Consider the following 16,484-nt stretch of genomic DNA (forward strand, 5'->3'; position numbering starts at 1 on the left):
CTCCTTTAAAGTAGGATTTGGAATATAAAAGGAGGGTTTAAATGTTATCTGTGGATAAAGTGAGATTTTACCAGTAAATGTTAATTGGACTGGATCTGTCCATTCATCATTAATTCTTCTTGAGCCCCATAACTCACTTACACCTTGTGAATGTTCCTCCACCCATACAGCCCACTCCCCCCTCAAGATAATAGGGTCAAAAGAAGCACGAGAAGTACGGAGGTTGATAGGACGAAAAGGTTCCCATATTTCCGAATTTTTATATCTCTGTCTCCACCATATTTTATGGATTCCGTCCTGGTCTTTTTCCTGCCAGATTGCATGGACATAGTCATTGAATATTTCAATTTGTGGTGCAGTAGCAGAAAGAGTATCATCCTTTGAAATAAATCCTCTCTTAAGCCACTCTCCATTTTTATATTCATACCAGAAGATCTCTGAATGTGTTTCACCCGGAACAGGTCTATCCCACAATAACTGAACATCATTTTCACCCCAATTAGCAGCAATTGAAGGGGACATAGGAACAGGAATAGCAATCCTTTCCCCCTCAATTATAACTGTATCAACAGGAACTGGCGGAGATTGATGAGGTGGTAATGGTATCAAAAAGGAAACTCTATGATTGTCCACTTCCCAAAATGTAAAGTCAGATCCATCTAACCGGGAGAATTTCCCAACTAATAAGACCTTCACTGCTTCTAAGCGAGGATAAGGTAAAATATTAATATCTCTGTATGCAGACCAAGTAATCCACCAATTTGTTCCATCAAATGAGATAGAAGGGGGTCCGAAAGTGCGATAATTTGTGTTTTGTGTTGAAAAAAGAATTACAGGTGGTTGCCAGGCTTCGTATTCACTATATGACATTTTCAAGTATTCATACATTGAGTCTTTATCAACCCACACTACAACTATCCTCGGTGCCCGGAATATCATTGCTGGGTATTTTCCTGAACTAAGAGAAATAGGTTTTCTCCAATTCTCAGCATCGTATGAGGATGTGAAATACACTTTTTTATCCATCCCTGTATATCCAAGTCCAATTCTGGGATAAAAAGAGGGTGTGAAGTATCCACGAAGTAAACGTTTTGCATTATTAAAGGCAGTTGAGCCATAAAATGGCTGACCAAGAAAGGGAATAAAATTCACTCTTCCCTTAGCTGAATTTTCTTCATTGTCGTAAATTTTGGCATCAATAACAGAGGAGTCAGTTGCTCCCCAGTCATTGTAAAGAGCAGATATTTCAAATGGGGAATTATTGTAAACATTATAAGAACCATTCTCTTTTATTGTGTTATTTCCCGGATCATCACATGTACCAAGGTCAACTCTGCCACCAAAAGCAAGATTGATATAGATTCCGTGATTTGAATTATTCATAATTCTACAAGAACGAATAATTGAGGGTGGACGCTCAATATAAATACCATTTTTATTATTTTTTATTTCTGTATTTAATATCCACACTGGCCGGGTAACGGGAAGAACAGAGTAAATATAAATCCCGTCGCTCAAATTTTCTGTAATCTTGCAGGACCGAATAGTTGGACAGGACTGGCTAATATAAATACCTGCCTTCATATTTTTTCTTATTTCGGTATTCAAGATAGAAATATTTGAATTAGCTAAATTAATTGTTCCCGAAGCGCCTCTCCCACCATATTCTACAACGCAGTTATTAAGTCGGCTTATTGAGTCTGCTCCATAAAAATAAATCTCTTTCCAGTCTCCTGGCTGGGGATTAGACCTATGTGAAGTGAAAATAATTTTTTGGGAAGAGGTTCCATTTGCAATAAGCTTGCCATAAACAGTAAAACTTCCATTTTGCATAAATTCAAATTTAACACCAGGCTCAATTCTTAAGAGCACCCCAGGAGGCACAGAAAGACTATAAACTACATATGGGACTCCATAATTCCCCCATGTTCCATTTCTTCTTATTGGATTATTTCCGTATCTATTTACATAAATAGCATTTGTATCATTGCCATAAGCAATAAGATTAAGTTTAGGGTAAAGATCTAAAACATTTTGGGGAGTTATGCTATAAATTGGGTATCCCCTGTTATTTGCTATTGTCCATGTTACTGTAGTTGCTGAACGTGATGGCAAAATTATACCATAATGGAGTTCCGAGTTAGATATTCCATGACCTGAATTATTTGTAATATTGACATCAGAAACAAAGAGTGAGCAAGCTTCTGTATAAATACCTGAACTGGGACTATATTTTATTGTTGTATTTGAAATATATACATTACAATGACCATAACCCCTTATAGAAACTGCTGCTGCACCATACCAGTCAGGTGGTTTTCCTCCATACTCTATAACACAGTTATAAAGTTTTACCTTCATTGAGTGTCCCGGTTCTTCAACAATGTTAATCCCCAACCAGTCTCCTGGTTGCGGGGGAGAATAATTTGAAGTGAAAATAGCTCCATTTGCATAAAGATTGCCGTAAACAGTAAATTCGAGCGGGTAATAATTATTATATTTATTAAATTTCACAATAGTACCAGGGTGTATAGTAAGTGTTTCACCAGGGGGAACCCATATATTGCTGGTGTCTACAATATATTCTCCTGACCATCCACCCCCACAATATGAGTGGCCATCATTATCATAATGAGCACCATGTACAACAACCCCATAGAGTTTAAAAAATGAACCTATAAAAAGGGACAAAATTAAAGACTTTAATTTTTTCATTTTAAATTCTCTTAGGTTATCAATTTTTTAGTAATAAAGGGAAGGGTTTTGAAGGCGAACGGTCGATTAGGACCGCTCGGCTCAATCCCTTACGGGACTTACACCTGCGGCCTATCAACCCGGTAGTCTTCCGGGGACCTTCAGGGGCACCTCATCTTGGGGCGCGCTTCCCGCTTAGATGCCTTCAGCGGTTATCGCTTAGAGGCATGGCTACCCAGCTATGCCCCGGGCGGGACAGCTGATACACCAGAGGCCTCCCCACCCCGGTCCTCTCGTACTAGGGGCAGCACCCCTCAAGTGCCCTCCGCCCGCGGTGGATAGGGACCGACCTGTCTTACGACGGTCTGAACCCAGCTCACGTAGCCCTTTAATGGGCGAACAGACCAACCCTTGGGAGCTTTTTCACCCCCAGGATGGGCTGAGCCGACATCGAGGTGCCGAACCGGGCCGTCGATATGAACTCTCGGGCCCGACCAGCCTGTTATCCCCGGGGTACCCTTTATCCGCTGAGCGACGGCCTTTCCACACAGGGCCGCCGGATCACTAGGCCCCGCTTTCGCGCCTGCTCGGCCTGTCGGCCTCACAGTCAGCCCCCCTTCTGCCCTTACACTCAACAGCCGGTACCGTCCGGCCTGAGGGGAGCTTTGGGCGCCTCCGTTACCTTTCAGGAGGCATCCGCCCCAGACAGACTGCCCACCTGACCTTGTCCCTCCCTGCGATCCAGCAGGTGAGGTTAGAGTTTCGACATGAAAAGGGTGGTATTTCACCGGTGGCTCCACCTGCCCTGACGAGCAGGCTTCACAGCCTCCCACCTATCCTACACATTTCATGTCAAAACTCAGGGCCAGGCTGCAGTAAGGGTCCACGGGGTCTTTCTGTCCCTCCGCGGGTAGGTGGCATCTTCACCACCACTACAACTTCGCCGGGCCCCTCGCTGAGACAGCGCCCCAGTCGTTGCGCCATTCGTGCGGGTCGGAACTTACCCGACAAGGAATTTCGCTACCTTAGGACCGTTATAGTTACGGCCGCCGTTTACCGGGGCTTCGGTTCAGGGCTACCTCCCTGGTTTTACCCAGGGGCTCACCCTTCCCCTTAACCTTCCGGCACTGGGCAGGCTTCAGGCCCCATACTTCCTCTTACGAGTTAGCGGAGCCCTGTGTTTTTGTTAAACAGTCGCCAGGGCCGATTACCTGCGACCTCTTTCCGCTACTTGCCCGCGAGGAGCTTTCACGTACTCGAGGCCCCCCTTCTCCCGAAGTTACGGGGTCAACTTGCCGAGTTCCTTAGCGAGGGCTCACCCGCGCGCCTTAGCACATTTATGCCCGCCTACCTGTGTCGGTTTGCGGTACGGTCACCCTGGCTTCATCGCCTGCGAGGCTATTTCTTGGCAGTGTGGGAACACCCAGTTCCCGGGGTTACCCCCGGTCCCCATCACCCCTCAGGCTCCAGGCCGGGATTTCCCTCGACCCTTCATAGCCCTAAAGGCTTAGACCCAGTAATCCGTTACTGGGCTGGGCTATCCCTCCTGCGTCACCCCCCAGGCTCCACCAGGGTGGCAGGGGAATATTAACCCCTTTCCCATCCCCTACGCCTTTCGGCCTCAGGTTAGGGACCGGCTAACCCTGGGCGGACGAACCTTCCCCAGGAAACCTTAGGCTTACGGCGTCCCCGATTTCCACGGGGATTATCGCTACTGATGCCCGGATTCTCACTTCCCAGCAGTCCACCCTGGTTTACACCAGAGCTTCAACCCGCTGGGAAAGCTCCCCTACCGCTCCGGGATTTAACTCCCGGAACCCGCGGCTTCGGTGGCAGGCTTAAGCCCCGATACATTTTAGGCGCAGAGGCGCTCGGCTGGTGAGCTGTTACGCACTCTTTAAATGATGGCTGCTTCTAAGCCAACATCCCAGCTGTCTTAGCGCCTCCACCTCCTTTCACACTTAGCCTGCTCTTAGGGACCTTAGCCGGCGGTCTGGGTTGTTCCCCTCTCGCGAATGGAGCTTATCCCCCACCCGCTGACTCCCGGGAAGCATCTGGCAGTATTCGGAGTTTGGTTGGGTTCGGGGTTTCCCCCTACCCCATCCAGTGCTCTACCCCTGCCAGACTCATTCCCGAGGCTATACCTGGATATATTTCGGGGAGAACGAGCTATCACCGGGTTCGGTTAGCTTTTCACTCCTACCCACAGGTCATCCGAGGACTTTTCAACGTCCACCGGTTCGGGCCTCCACTCTCTGTTAAGAGAGCTTCACCCTGCCCATGGGTAGATCACCCGGCTTCGCGTCTGCACCCACTGACTTAACGCCCTTTTCGGACTCGGTTTCCCTCCGGCTTCCCCCGTTTTACCGGGGTTAACCTCGCCAGTGAGTGCAACTCCCGGGCTCATTAGGCAAAAGGCACGCCGTCAGACCGGAAGGGACCCAAATCCTGGCAGAGCCAGGACTAAAGGCACCCCCTTCCAACCCTCCGACTGATTGTAGGCGCCTGGTTTCAGGTTCTATTTCACTCCCCTCACCGGGGTTCTTTTCACCTTTCCCTCACGGTACTTAGTCCACTATCGGTTGCCGGGACGTATTTAGCCTTGGAGGGTGGTCCCCCCAGATTCCCACAGGGTTCCACGTGCCCCGTGGTACTCGGGAACATAGCCCAGAGAGTCCCTCCCCTTTCGCCTACGGGGCTGTCACCCTCTATGGCTCCCCTTTCCAGAGGATTCGGCTAAGGAAGAGATTTGTAACTCTCCGACCCATCCGTGGCTGGGTCCGGCTATGTCCCACAACCCCAATCCGACCAACACCCACGGGCTTTTACAGCCGGATTGGTTTAGGCTCCTCCCCGTTCGCTCGCCGCTACTAAGGGAATCTCATTTTGATTTCTTTTCCTCCGGGTACTGAGATGTTTCACTTCCCCGGGTTCGCCTCCCCTGAAAAATCAGGGGATGATCCCGGTTTACCGGGATCAGGTTTCCCCATTCGGGCATCCCGGGATCAAAGGCTGCTTGCGCCTCCCCCGGGCTTTTCGCAGCTTGCCACGCCCTTCATCGCCGCCCGACACCGAGGCATCCACCAGACGCCCTTACTACCTTCAAAACCCTTCCCAACCTAATTTTCAAATACCGTGTAAAATATCATCCCCAAAAATGGGGTATTATAATTATACAATTTTTTATTCTATTTGTCAAGCATCAATCCCTCTTCGCATCAAACCAGTTTCTACCTACCCCCACCTTTACCTCAAGTGGCACTCTTAAATTATAAACTTTTTCCATACAATTTTTCAACACAATCAAAAAATCATCTACTTTTTCCTCCTTAACCTCAAAAATTAGCTCATCATGTAGCTGTAAAACAAGTTTTATATCTTTTGAATTTTTAATTACTTCTTTATATATGTTTATCATGGCAAGTTTTATGATATCTGCAGCTGAACCCTGAACAGGAGTATTTACTGCCATTCTTTCACCCTGCTCCCTTACTTCCCTCTTTGAATGAAATAATTCAAAAATCTTCCTCTTTCTTCCAAATATTGTCCTAACCTCCCCTTTTTCTGTTGCTTCTTTTATAGTATAATCAATCCATTCCTTAACTTTAGGATAGGCTCTAAAGTAATCCCTTATAATTTCTTCTGCTTCCTCATAAGAAATAGATAGTTCCTTTGACAAACCGTAAGGAGATAAACCATAAAAAATACCAAAATTAATAGTTTTTGCCTTTCTTCTGTCTTCTTCTGTAATTGAAACCTTACCCAAGATATTCTTGGCAGTTTCAGCATGAATATCTCTTCCTTTTATAAACGCCTCTATCATATTTTCATCACCGGAAAGATGAGCAAGAATCCTGAGTTCTATCTGGGAATAATCAGCTACAACAATTTTAAAACCTTGAGGAGCAATAAATGCCCTCCTTATATTTCTTCCTATCTCTGATTTTATAGGTATTGTCTGAAGATTTGGATTTATGCAGGTTATTCTACCTGTCTGTGTTCCTATCTGTTTAAAAAAGGCGTATATTCTACCTGTCTCAGGGTCTATAAGTGATTTCAAAGGTGTTATATAAGTTGATAAAATCTTAAATAATTCTCGATATTCAAGTATTTTTCTTGGAACAATATGTTCCTTTGCGAGTTCTTGTAAAACAGTTTGGTCTGTTGAATACCCTGTTTTTGTTCTCTTTTTTGGCTTTAATTTAAGTTTTTCAAACAGAATTTTTCTAAGCTTAAGAGGCGAATTTAAATTGAATCTTGTTCCACAGATACTGAATATTTCCTCCTGAATAAGCTTTAATTTTTTAAGAATATCAAACTCAAGATCTGTAAATATTTTTCTGTCAATTAAAACACCAGAAAGTTCCATCTCTGCAAGCACTCTTGTTAAAGGATTTTCAATTTTAAAATAAACCCCATCAAGTTCCTCCCTGAAAATCTCTTCCATTAACTTTGGAATTACTTTTTTTATTACATAAAGAATTTCAACTTCCCGCTTTGAAGATAAATCTGATAATCTTTTACCGAGAAATTCAAGAGTAATAGTTTCTTCGTCTGGCTCAGGTTTTTCAGGATATAAAAGCTGATAGATTATTATTGGATCATAAACCTTTGCCCTTACATCAATTCCTTTTTTTAAAGTTCTCTTATAAAACTTTTTTGCATCAGGAACAAAAATTTCTTTATTTTCATTAATTACAATATCCTTAAAATCTTCATCTTTTATTTTAAAAGCCTCTTCATAAAATCCCACTATATCACCATCTCTCAAATGCACTGCAATTGGGAACTTATTAACTTTTTCATAATCTTCCTTTAATTTTATATCAGGTAAATATGTAGAAAATTTTTTCATCAGAGTTCTGAACTCAAACATTCGGAAAATTTCAAACAATTTTTCTAAATCTGGTTCCTTTATTCTAAGCTCTTCCATATCTAAGTATATAGGCACATCAAGTTCAAGCTTTATAAGTTTTTTATTTACCTCTATTATATCCCTATTATTTTTTATAATTTCTACAACATTTTTATCTGATATTTTTGAAGGTTCTTCTAAAATTTCTTCAAGAGAATATTTTTCAAGAATCTCTTTTGCCCTTTTTTCACCTATTCCTGGAATACCAGGAATATTATCTATTGAATCCCCTATTAAGGTAAAATAATCTGAAAGTTTTTCCGGGGGAAGTCCATATTTCTCCTTAACCCTCTGAGGGTTATAAAGAATCTCTTCTTTTGGTCTTGTATCAAGAACCCAAATGTTTTCATTTACTATCTGCAAAATATCCTTATCCGAGGTCTGAATTAATACTTTAAAACCTTCTTTTTCTGCTTTTTTAGCAATAGTAGCTATAACATCATCTGCCTCATATCCTTCAATTTCAAAAATTTTTATTTTTAATGCTTTTCCAATCTCCTTTATCCATATTAAACTGAAGGTAAGTTCATCCGGTGCTTTTGGTCTTGTTGCTTTATATGCTGAATAAATTTCGTGCCTTTTTGTTTTTCCCTTTGCATCAAAAACAAGAGCAGCATGTGTAGGTTTATATTCTTCAAGAAGCCTTAAAAAAGAATTTGTAAAGGCAAAAATAGCAGAAGTATTCTCCCCCTTTGAATTTCTTAATGGATTTTTCTCAAAAGCAAAAAAGGCTCTGTAAGCAAGAGATGTTGCATCAACAAGTAAAAGCAAGGACATTCTGGATAAATTATATTAAAAAATTATTGAATTTATCACTTTTAAAGGAAATTTAATAGAAAAAATTCAACGGGGACGACGGGACTTGAACCCGCGGCCTCCGGCTCGACAGGCCGGCGTTCTAGCCAAGCTGAACTACGTCCCCGTTGATAATAATTATATATTTAAAAATAAACATTTTTCAATACTTTAATTACCCTTTCTTTAAAACTTTCTTCTGCACCATCTAAATTGGAAAGTAAATAAGATTCAACATACATCCTTACAGCTTCTTCCCTACTTAATCCCCTGGAAATCATATAAAAAAGTTTCTCCTCTGAAAGAGGACCCGAATTTACTGAATGAGTGCACCTTAAATCATTTGAAAGTATTTCAAGAGAAGGAACTGGAAGAAAACTTGCACTACTCGAAAGCAAAAGGGCATCACCCTCAACAAAAGCATTTATTTTCTTTAAATTTTCCTCAACCCTTGCAAGACCATAAAAACAAACAGTGGATTCGTCAAATAAAATACCTCTTGAATATTCTTCACCACTTGTATAACTTTTCTTAAATATAAGGTCATTCCTTAAACTTAAAAAATTTTTCTTTTCCCCTACAAAAACATCCTTAACAAGGGCTTTCGCACCTTCACCTTCAATAAAAATATACTTATCAACCTTTGAATAAGGATTTCTGAAATAGGCAGAGAATATTTCTGCCTCAGAATCCCTTCCCAGAAACAAGAATAAAGAATTGAAAAGGTAGGAAATATTAGAATTATGAAAATTATATAATTTTATCTTTGAAGCATCATCAAGAAGAAAAATAAAAAGATTATGTGAAAAAAAGTTTCCTTCATTTTCCTGATTAATTTTGAGTTCTAAATATGAGGAATTAAGTTTAAAAATATAAGTCTGAAAACTGTAAGTAGAATCTAAAGGAGAAACTGAACTTAAATCGAAATTTTTTTCACTATTATTTAATTCAAGAAAAAAACCTCCTGTGGGAAAAATAAAATGAGTGGCAATAAGTCTATCCTTTTTAACTTCAAAAACTTTTAAAAATAGATCATAAGCAATTTTATTATCAAGAAAATCGGGAAATAGAAGAATACCATCTAAATCTGATAATTCGTCTCTTATAAGAATATCTTCTTTTACCTTTAAATAATCTTCAAAAGGGATATTCCTTAAATCTGTATACCTCTCACTTGGAAGAGGAAGATCCTTTAAACTACTGAAGACCTCTTCCCTTTTCTTTAAATATTCTTGGTTTTTAATTTTTATTTCTGTTAACATAGAATTTACCTTATTTTAGAATTTTAAATTTTAAATATTAGAATTCTCAAAAACTTTGTATCCAGTTTTCTCAACCTCCTGAACAAGCTCAAATCCACCTTCTTTTACAATTTTCCCATTTACCATTACATAAACCCTATCAGGTTTTACATAATTTAAAATCCTCTGATAATGTGTAATAAGCAAAGCACCAAAATCAGGAGACCTCATTAACTCAATAGCCTTTGCTACAATACGAATTGAATCAATATCAAGACCTGAATCTACCTCATCAAGTATTGCAAATTCAGGTTTTAAAAGAAGCATCTGTAAAACCTCAGCCCTCTTTTTTTCACCTCCTGAAAAACCAACATTCAAATCCCTTTCAGCAAAATTATCATCAAAACCAAGAAGTTCCAGTTTCTTTTTTAATTCCTTTTTATATTCCAGAAAATTCCTTGGGTAAGACTCCCCATTTTTCTTTTTCTCTTTAAGAGCAAGAATACTTCTCCATACGAAATGCTGAAAAGTTATTCCCTTTATTTCATAAGGATACTGAAATCCAAGAAAAAGGCCAAGCGAAGCCCTTTCATCAGCTTTAAGTTCTAAAATATTTTTACCCTTAAAAATTATTTCTCCTTTTGTAACCTTATATTTTGGATGACCCATAAGAACAAAACCAAGGGTTGTCTTACCAGAACCATTTGGTCCCATTATCGCATGAATTTTTCCCTTTTCAAGAAAAAGATTTAAACCTTTTAAAATTTCTTTATCTTCAACAGATACATGAAGATCTTTTATTAAAATACCTTCCATTTCTGCCTCCTTTTAACCAATTGAACCTTCCATTTCAAGTTGAATCAATCTATTTAATTCAACTGCATACTCCATGGGTAACTCTTTTGTAAGGGGTTCAATAAATCCAAGAACAATTAGGGCAAGGGCTTCTGACTCAGGAATACCCCTTGAAGTTAAATAAAAAATCTCTTCCTCAGATATTCTACCAATACTTGCCTCATGACCTAAATCAACCTCTTCCTCCTTAATCTCCATATAAGGATAAGTATCAGACCTTGATTTTTCATCAAGAATCAGAGCATCACAATTTACATTTGACCTTACTCCTTTTGCTCCTTTTATAATTCTTACAAGCCCCCTATAGGTTGTCCTTCCACCATCCTTGCTTACACTTTTTGAAATAATCCTGCTTGAAGTATAAGGTGCAAGATGAATTGCCTTTGCTCCTGTATCCTGGTGCTGACCTTTCCCTGCATATGCTACTGAAATTATTTCAGCCCTTGCTCCTTTTTCCTTCATTATAACACAGGGATACTTCATTGTAACCCTTGAACCCATATTACCATCAACCCATTCTACAACTGCATCCTGATAGGCAACTGCTCTTTTCGTAACAAGATTGTAAATATTGTTAGCCCAGTTTTGAATGGTTGTATACCTAACTCTTGAACCCTTTTTTGCTATAATTTCAACAACTGCAGCATGTAATGAATAGGAAGAATACATAGGTGCAGTACAGCCTTCAATATAATGAACAAAGGAACCTTCATCAGCAATAATGAGAGTCCTTTCAAATTGGCCCATACTCGCAGCATTAATCCTAAAATATGCCTGCAAAGGAAATTCAACATGAACACCAGGTGGAACATAAATAAAACTTCCACCACTCCACACTGCTGAATTTAAAGCAGCAAACTTATTATCAGTTGGAGGAACAACTTTACCAAAATACTCTTTAAAAAATTCAGGATACTTCTTTAGTGCAGTATCTGTATCAAGAAAAATAACACCTCTTTTTTCAAGATCTTTTCTTATGTTATGATAAACAACTTCAGAATCATACTGTGCTCCAACTCCTGCAAGAAACTTTCTCTCTGCCTCAGGAATTCCAAGTTTTTCAAAGGTATTCTTTATGTATTCAGGAACATCCTCCCAGGAAGTCCCCTTTTTATCAGTGGGCCTCACATAGTAAGATATTTCATCAAAGTTAATATCTTTTATATCTGCACCCCATAAGGGCATTGGCTTTTTTAAAAAAATTTCAAGGGATCTTAACCTGAATTCTCTCATCCAATCAGGCTCACCTTTAATAGAACTTATCTCCTCAACAACTTTCCTGGTTAATCCCTTGGGTGCAGTATAAAGATAATTAACTTCATCTCTAAAATCATACTTTTTTAAATCTATAGTTAAAACATCTTTTAAATTTTCCATTTTGTTTCCTCCTTGTATAAGTAAAATATACAGTTAAATTTAAAATTATTCAAGATTTAAACCTTTTCAAAATTCTTTGCTAAAACTGCTAAGGAACGAAAGTAAAAAGGATATTTTTTATCATTAATAACTTCTATATATTTTTCCGCCTTTTTAAAATTTTTGAATTCTATCAGAGTAAGAATCTTTAAAAGAAGATATAAACCCTTTTCCTCATAACTTGAATTTTCAAGTTCTTTTTCGGCTAAATCATAAAGTTTTTCTGCTTCATTTTTATCCCCGTAAAATCCCTTTATGTAAGCAAGCCATGAAAGAGCAAGACCTCTTAAAGTTTTCTCCTCAAAAGGTAAGTAATTTAAAATTCTCCTTGACCTTCTTTCCACTTTTTTAAATTCCTCCGCATCCACTGAAAGTGGATTTGAAAGTTTTAATCTTACTTCTATGGAAAGTCTGGGGGCTCTTAAATTTAAAAGGGTTTCCTCAAGAATTTTTTCAAGTTCTATTGTTTCATCTTTCTTTCCTTCTTCAAACAAAAGAAGTGCCTTTTCAAATAAAACATAAGCATAAAGAAGTTTTGACCTTTCTGTGTATTCTCTAAATAAAATTTTAAGCATATCATTTGCTCTTGTCCATTCACCCCTTATCCTTGCAATCTTTGCTCTCCATAATGTTGCCCATCCTTCCTCTTCAATTAAACTCGTCCCCCTGAAACTGATCTCACTTTCTGTAAAATGTCTCTCAGCCCTATCATAATCACCTTCTATAAACAATATTCTACCAAGAGAAAAATTGATCTTCCCCTTTTCCTCATCTGTTAAACCTTTCTGGTTTAATATTTCATTCAATATTTTCTTTGCCTTTTCAAACTGACCCTTTTCCCTGTATAACCTTGCCTTAAGCCTTTTAATAGAATTCAAAATTGAAACACTACCATCCCTCTCTATTATTTTTTCACACTCTTTAAGAATTTTTTCTGCTTTACTATAGTCCTTCAAATCAAGAAGAACACTTATATAATCAGGATAAATCTCAATATATTCACCTTTTGTAAGTTCAATAATTTTCTCCAGTATATCTTTTGTCTCCCTCAAAAGACCCTTTTTGTAAGCCTTTTTTGCCTCTTTTATGAGTCCTTCCATATTTCCTCCTTTAAAATTTTTTTAATTTTCTCTTTAACATCATCCATTTTTTCATCTTCCATTTTATAAAAAAAAGGTTTAATATTAAGATAATTTTTAAAAAAATTCAACTGTCTCTTTGTATATTCATAGGTCCTCTTCTTTGCAAGATTCACCGCCTCTTTAATATCCTTTATCTCTCCCATTTTATATAATATAAGTTCCTTATATCCATGTGCGTCAAGTGATTTATACCTTAAATCATACCCTCTATTTAATAAATTCTCAACCTCTTCCAAAAAACCCTTTTCCATCATTTCATCAAACCTCTTATTAATCCGCTCCCTCCTTTTTTCCCTTTCCCAGTATATGGCAAAATAATATGGAACTATTTTCTTATCACCTTTTCTTTTATATAACTCCGATGGCTTTTCCCCTGTAAGTTCATAAATCTCTATTGCCCTTTCAATTCTCACCCTATCATTTGGATGTATTTTTAAAGCCCTTTCCGGATCAATTTTTTTTAACAATTCATAAAGCTTTAATGTTTCTTCCTTTTTTAACTTTTCCCTCAATTCAGAAGGAACAGGTGGTAAGGAAATAAAATTTTCAAAAAGAGCCTTTAAATAAAGTGTAGAACCTCCCACAACAAAAAATCTTTCCCCTCTTTCATGAAGCTCAACAATTATTTTTTCTGCATCCCTTGCATAATCCCCTGCACTGTAATATTCGTCAGGATACTTTATATCAATCATAAAGTATTCCACCTCCTTTCTCATATCCTCTATGGGTTTTGCTGTTCCTATATCCATTAATTTATAAACTTTTTTTGAATCACAAAGAATTATTTTTACTCCAAGTTCTTTTGCTAATTCAAAAGCCAATTTATTTTTTCCTGAACCAGTATGTCCTATTAATGCAAAAACCTTTATTTTATCTTCCAAATTTTCTATCAAGTTCATCCTTAGTAATTTGGATCATGACAGGTCTACCATGTGGACAGAAAAAGGGATCATCAAGAGAAAAAAGTTCTATTAAAATATTTGTCATTTCTTCCTTTCTTAAAACATCACCCTTTTTTATTGCACTCTTACAGCTAATCTCTTTATAAACATTCAAGGGGTCAAGCTTTTTTTCCTTTTTTATTGAATTAATTATTTCTATAAAATTTTCCTTTGAAAACTTTTTTATAAAATCGGGCAAACCCTCAATCTGAATCTCCGTAGCTCTAATTTCTCTTATTTCAAAACCAATATTTTCTAAAATAGGCTTTATTTCCTTATAAGTAGAAAACTCAGTAGGGGAAAGCTTCAAAAGAATTGGAAAGGCTATATAATTTGTTTTAAATTTTCTTGAACTTAATATCCTTTCATAAATAATTTTCTCATGGGCTGTATGCTGATCTATTATTAGTAAACCTTTTTCAAACTTTACAACTATATAAGTGTTTTCAAATTGCCATATATCCTCATAAATTAAAGGCTCTTTCTTATCTTCTCTTTTTTGCATTTCACCAAATTCAAGCTGTTTAACATCTTCCTTAAATTTATCCCCACCTAATTTTATAAGAAGTTCTATTTTTTTATCACCTGTACTTTTTTCCTTAACAGTGCCCCTTACTATATTTACAATCCTGAAAGGAAAACCAAGTTTGGGTGAAAACTTAACCTGTAACTTCTGAGGATGAATATTAAAATCAACTTCCTCAGGGTTTATAAAAAGAAAAAGAAATACATCAGGTGATTTAAACCTATCTGTATAAATATTAGAAAAAGCTCTTATAAAAGAATTGTCATAAAAAGGTCTTCTGTTAACAAAAAAAAATCTTTGAGGAGATTCCTTTAAAAATTCTGGTTTTGATAAAAACAAAGTAAAGGAAAAATTCTTTTTACTTTCTTCAATCTCAACCAACTCCTTCAAAAAATCCTCACCAAAAATTGAAGAGATTCTTTCTTTAAAACTATTAACAGAGGGTAAATTAAATATTATTTCCCTTTCATCTTTTAAAAGAAATTCCACTTCAGGATTTGAAAGAGCATACTTCATTACAACCTCTATAATTTTTTTTAATTCCTGACTCCCAGTTTTTAAAAATTTTCTTCTTGCAGGAACAGAATAAAAAAGTTCCCTCACCGTGACAGTTGTACCCTTTGGATGAGCACAGGGTTTTAAATATTTCTTCTCTCCACCATCTATAAAAATTTCATTCCCCTCAAAATTTGAATTAATGGAACTTTTAATAATAACCCTTGAAACTTTTGAAATGGCAAAAAGTGCCTCCCCTCTAAATCCATAAGTTGTTATTCTTTTTAAATCCTCTGGCTTTTCTATCTTACTTGATGTAAAAGGTAAAAAACAGAGAGAAAGATCCTCTTCATCCATTCCCTCTCCATCATCCTTTACCTCTATCAACCTTTTTCCCCCATCCTCAACAAAAATCTCAATTTTTTTAGCACCTGCATCAAGGGAATTTTCAATCAATTCTTTCACAACTGAGGATGGATCCTCTATTACTTCACCTGCTCTTATTTTATAAATTAATTCTTTTTCTAATCTCCTTATTTTCATAATTTTTAAGATTTTATTTTTTTAAATTTTAAAACACTTTAAATCTTTTACCTTCTAAAAATTCTCGGATTTATGGTTATACCAAACCCAAATCTTGGAGAAAATCTCGGAGAACCACCTAAAAAGTGCTCAAGTTTTGTTAAAGCAAAATTTACAGAAAGAAAAGGACTTACATACCTTCCTCCAACATTAAAATCCCTTCCATCAAAATCAACTAATATGTGGAAATTTTTACTAATAATATAATATGCACCCCAAAAAACACCAAAAGTAATATCATGCTTTGTCTTACCACCGGTTAAAATATCAAAATTAAAATACTTTGAACGAGAACCATAACCAACAAATCTCCCCCTACCAAGACCAACTGTACCAACTATTTTATAGGTAAAATGTTTTGAAAAAACAAGAAACAAAGAAAAGTTTTCTAAATTTCTCCTGTAATCTCCTTCCTTCCAATCCTCCCAGTAATAGGAATTATCATCATTATATCCACCTTCAGGTGGATTTGAGCCAGTTGAACTTATATATTTTCTGTATGTAATATCATAAATACCCACTGCCACAGCTGGTGTAACCCCTATCTCAGGCATTATCCTGTAAATTAAATCAAGAGCATAATCACTTAAGGTATAAACTTTTAAAGTAAAAAAGAAATTTCCTAAAGACATCGTTCCATACATATCAAAATCAAAAGGCTTTGATGGATCATAATCCTTGATTTCATAACCTGACTTAATCTCCTTTCTTAATCCGAAATGCGCATAAAGAGAAAACTCAGAATAAGAGGGTGTAGAAGGCAAAATAGCTGTTGGAATATCAATCTGAGAAAAGGAATTCTGAAACTCCCCGTATATTAAAGCCCAGACCAAAAATAAAGTTAACTTTTTCATTTTACTTTTTTTAAAATAAGGATTTGAA

General features: G+C 37.4%; 9 protein-coding genes, 1 tRNA gene and 1 rRNA gene. All 11 read right to left on the reverse strand.

Features of this window, described 5'->3' with window-relative positions:
• Positions 1 to 2,715, reverse strand: a 2,715-nt coding sequence (locus ABIN73_07280) for a right-handed parallel beta-helix repeat-containing protein (protein ID MEO0269525.1), incomplete at its 3' end; no start/stop codon positions are given.
• A gap of 45 nt (positions 2,716 to 2,760) precedes the next feature.
• Positions 2,761 to 5,801: ribosomal RNA gene (locus tag ABIN73_07285) — 23S ribosomal RNA — on the reverse strand.
• 95 nt (positions 5,802 to 5,896) lie between these two features.
• The gene (locus ABIN73_07290; GenBank protein ID MEO0269526.1) at positions 5,897 to 8,386 is read right to left on the reverse strand and encodes a DNA polymerase I; all 2,490 of its coding nucleotides are present in this window, start codon (positions 8,384 to 8,386) and stop codon (positions 5,897 to 5,899) included.
• A 70-nt stretch (positions 8,387 to 8,456) separates the two neighbouring features.
• Positions 8,457 to 8,531, reverse strand: a tRNA-Asp gene (locus ABIN73_07295).
• Positions 8,532 to 8,550: 19 nt separating this feature from the next.
• The gene (locus ABIN73_07300; protein MEO0269527.1) at positions 8,551 to 9,666 is read right to left on the reverse strand and encodes a SufD family Fe-S cluster assembly protein; all 1,116 of its coding nucleotides are present in this window, start codon (positions 9,664 to 9,666) and stop codon (positions 8,551 to 8,553) included.
• A 30-nt stretch (positions 9,667 to 9,696) separates the two neighbouring features.
• Positions 9,697 to 10,461, reverse strand: a complete 765-nt coding sequence (gene sufC, locus ABIN73_07305) for a Fe-S cluster assembly ATPase SufC (GenBank protein ID MEO0269528.1) — start codon at positions 10,459 to 10,461, stop codon at positions 9,697 to 9,699.
• A gap of 12 nt (positions 10,462 to 10,473) precedes the next feature.
• Positions 10,474 to 11,877, reverse strand: coding sequence for a Fe-S cluster assembly protein SufB (sufB, locus tag ABIN73_07310; GenBank protein MEO0269529.1), 1,404 nt, complete (start codon positions 11,875 to 11,877; stop codon positions 10,474 to 10,476).
• Positions 11,878 to 11,933: 56 nt separating this feature from the next.
• Positions 11,934 to 13,016, reverse strand: coding sequence for a hypothetical protein (locus ABIN73_07315; GenBank protein MEO0269530.1), 1,083 nt, complete (start codon positions 13,014 to 13,016; stop codon positions 11,934 to 11,936).
• Positions 13,001 to 13,939, reverse strand: coding sequence for a tRNA (adenosine(37)-N6)-dimethylallyltransferase MiaA (gene miaA, locus ABIN73_07320; GenBank protein ID MEO0269531.1), 939 nt, complete (start codon positions 13,937 to 13,939; stop codon positions 13,001 to 13,003). The genes ABIN73_07315 and miaA overlap by 16 nt, the downstream gene beginning before the upstream one ends.
• Positions 13,929 to 15,563, reverse strand: coding sequence for a DNA mismatch repair endonuclease MutL (mutL, locus tag ABIN73_07325; GenBank protein ID MEO0269532.1), 1,635 nt, complete (start codon positions 15,561 to 15,563; stop codon positions 13,929 to 13,931). Before mutL ends, miaA begins: the two co-directional genes overlap by 11 nt.
• A 47-nt stretch (positions 15,564 to 15,610) precedes the next feature.
• Complete coding sequence (locus ABIN73_07330; protein MEO0269533.1) at positions 15,611 to 16,456, reverse strand: hypothetical protein; 846 nt, start codon at positions 16,454 to 16,456, stop codon at positions 15,611 to 15,613.
• Positions 16,457 to 16,484: the final 28 nt, after the last annotated feature.

The organism is candidate division WOR-3 bacterium (assembly GCA_039804025.1).
In the GTDB taxonomy this organism is placed as follows: Bacteria; Hydrothermota; Hydrothermia; order Hydrothermales; family JAJRUZ01; genus JBCNVI01.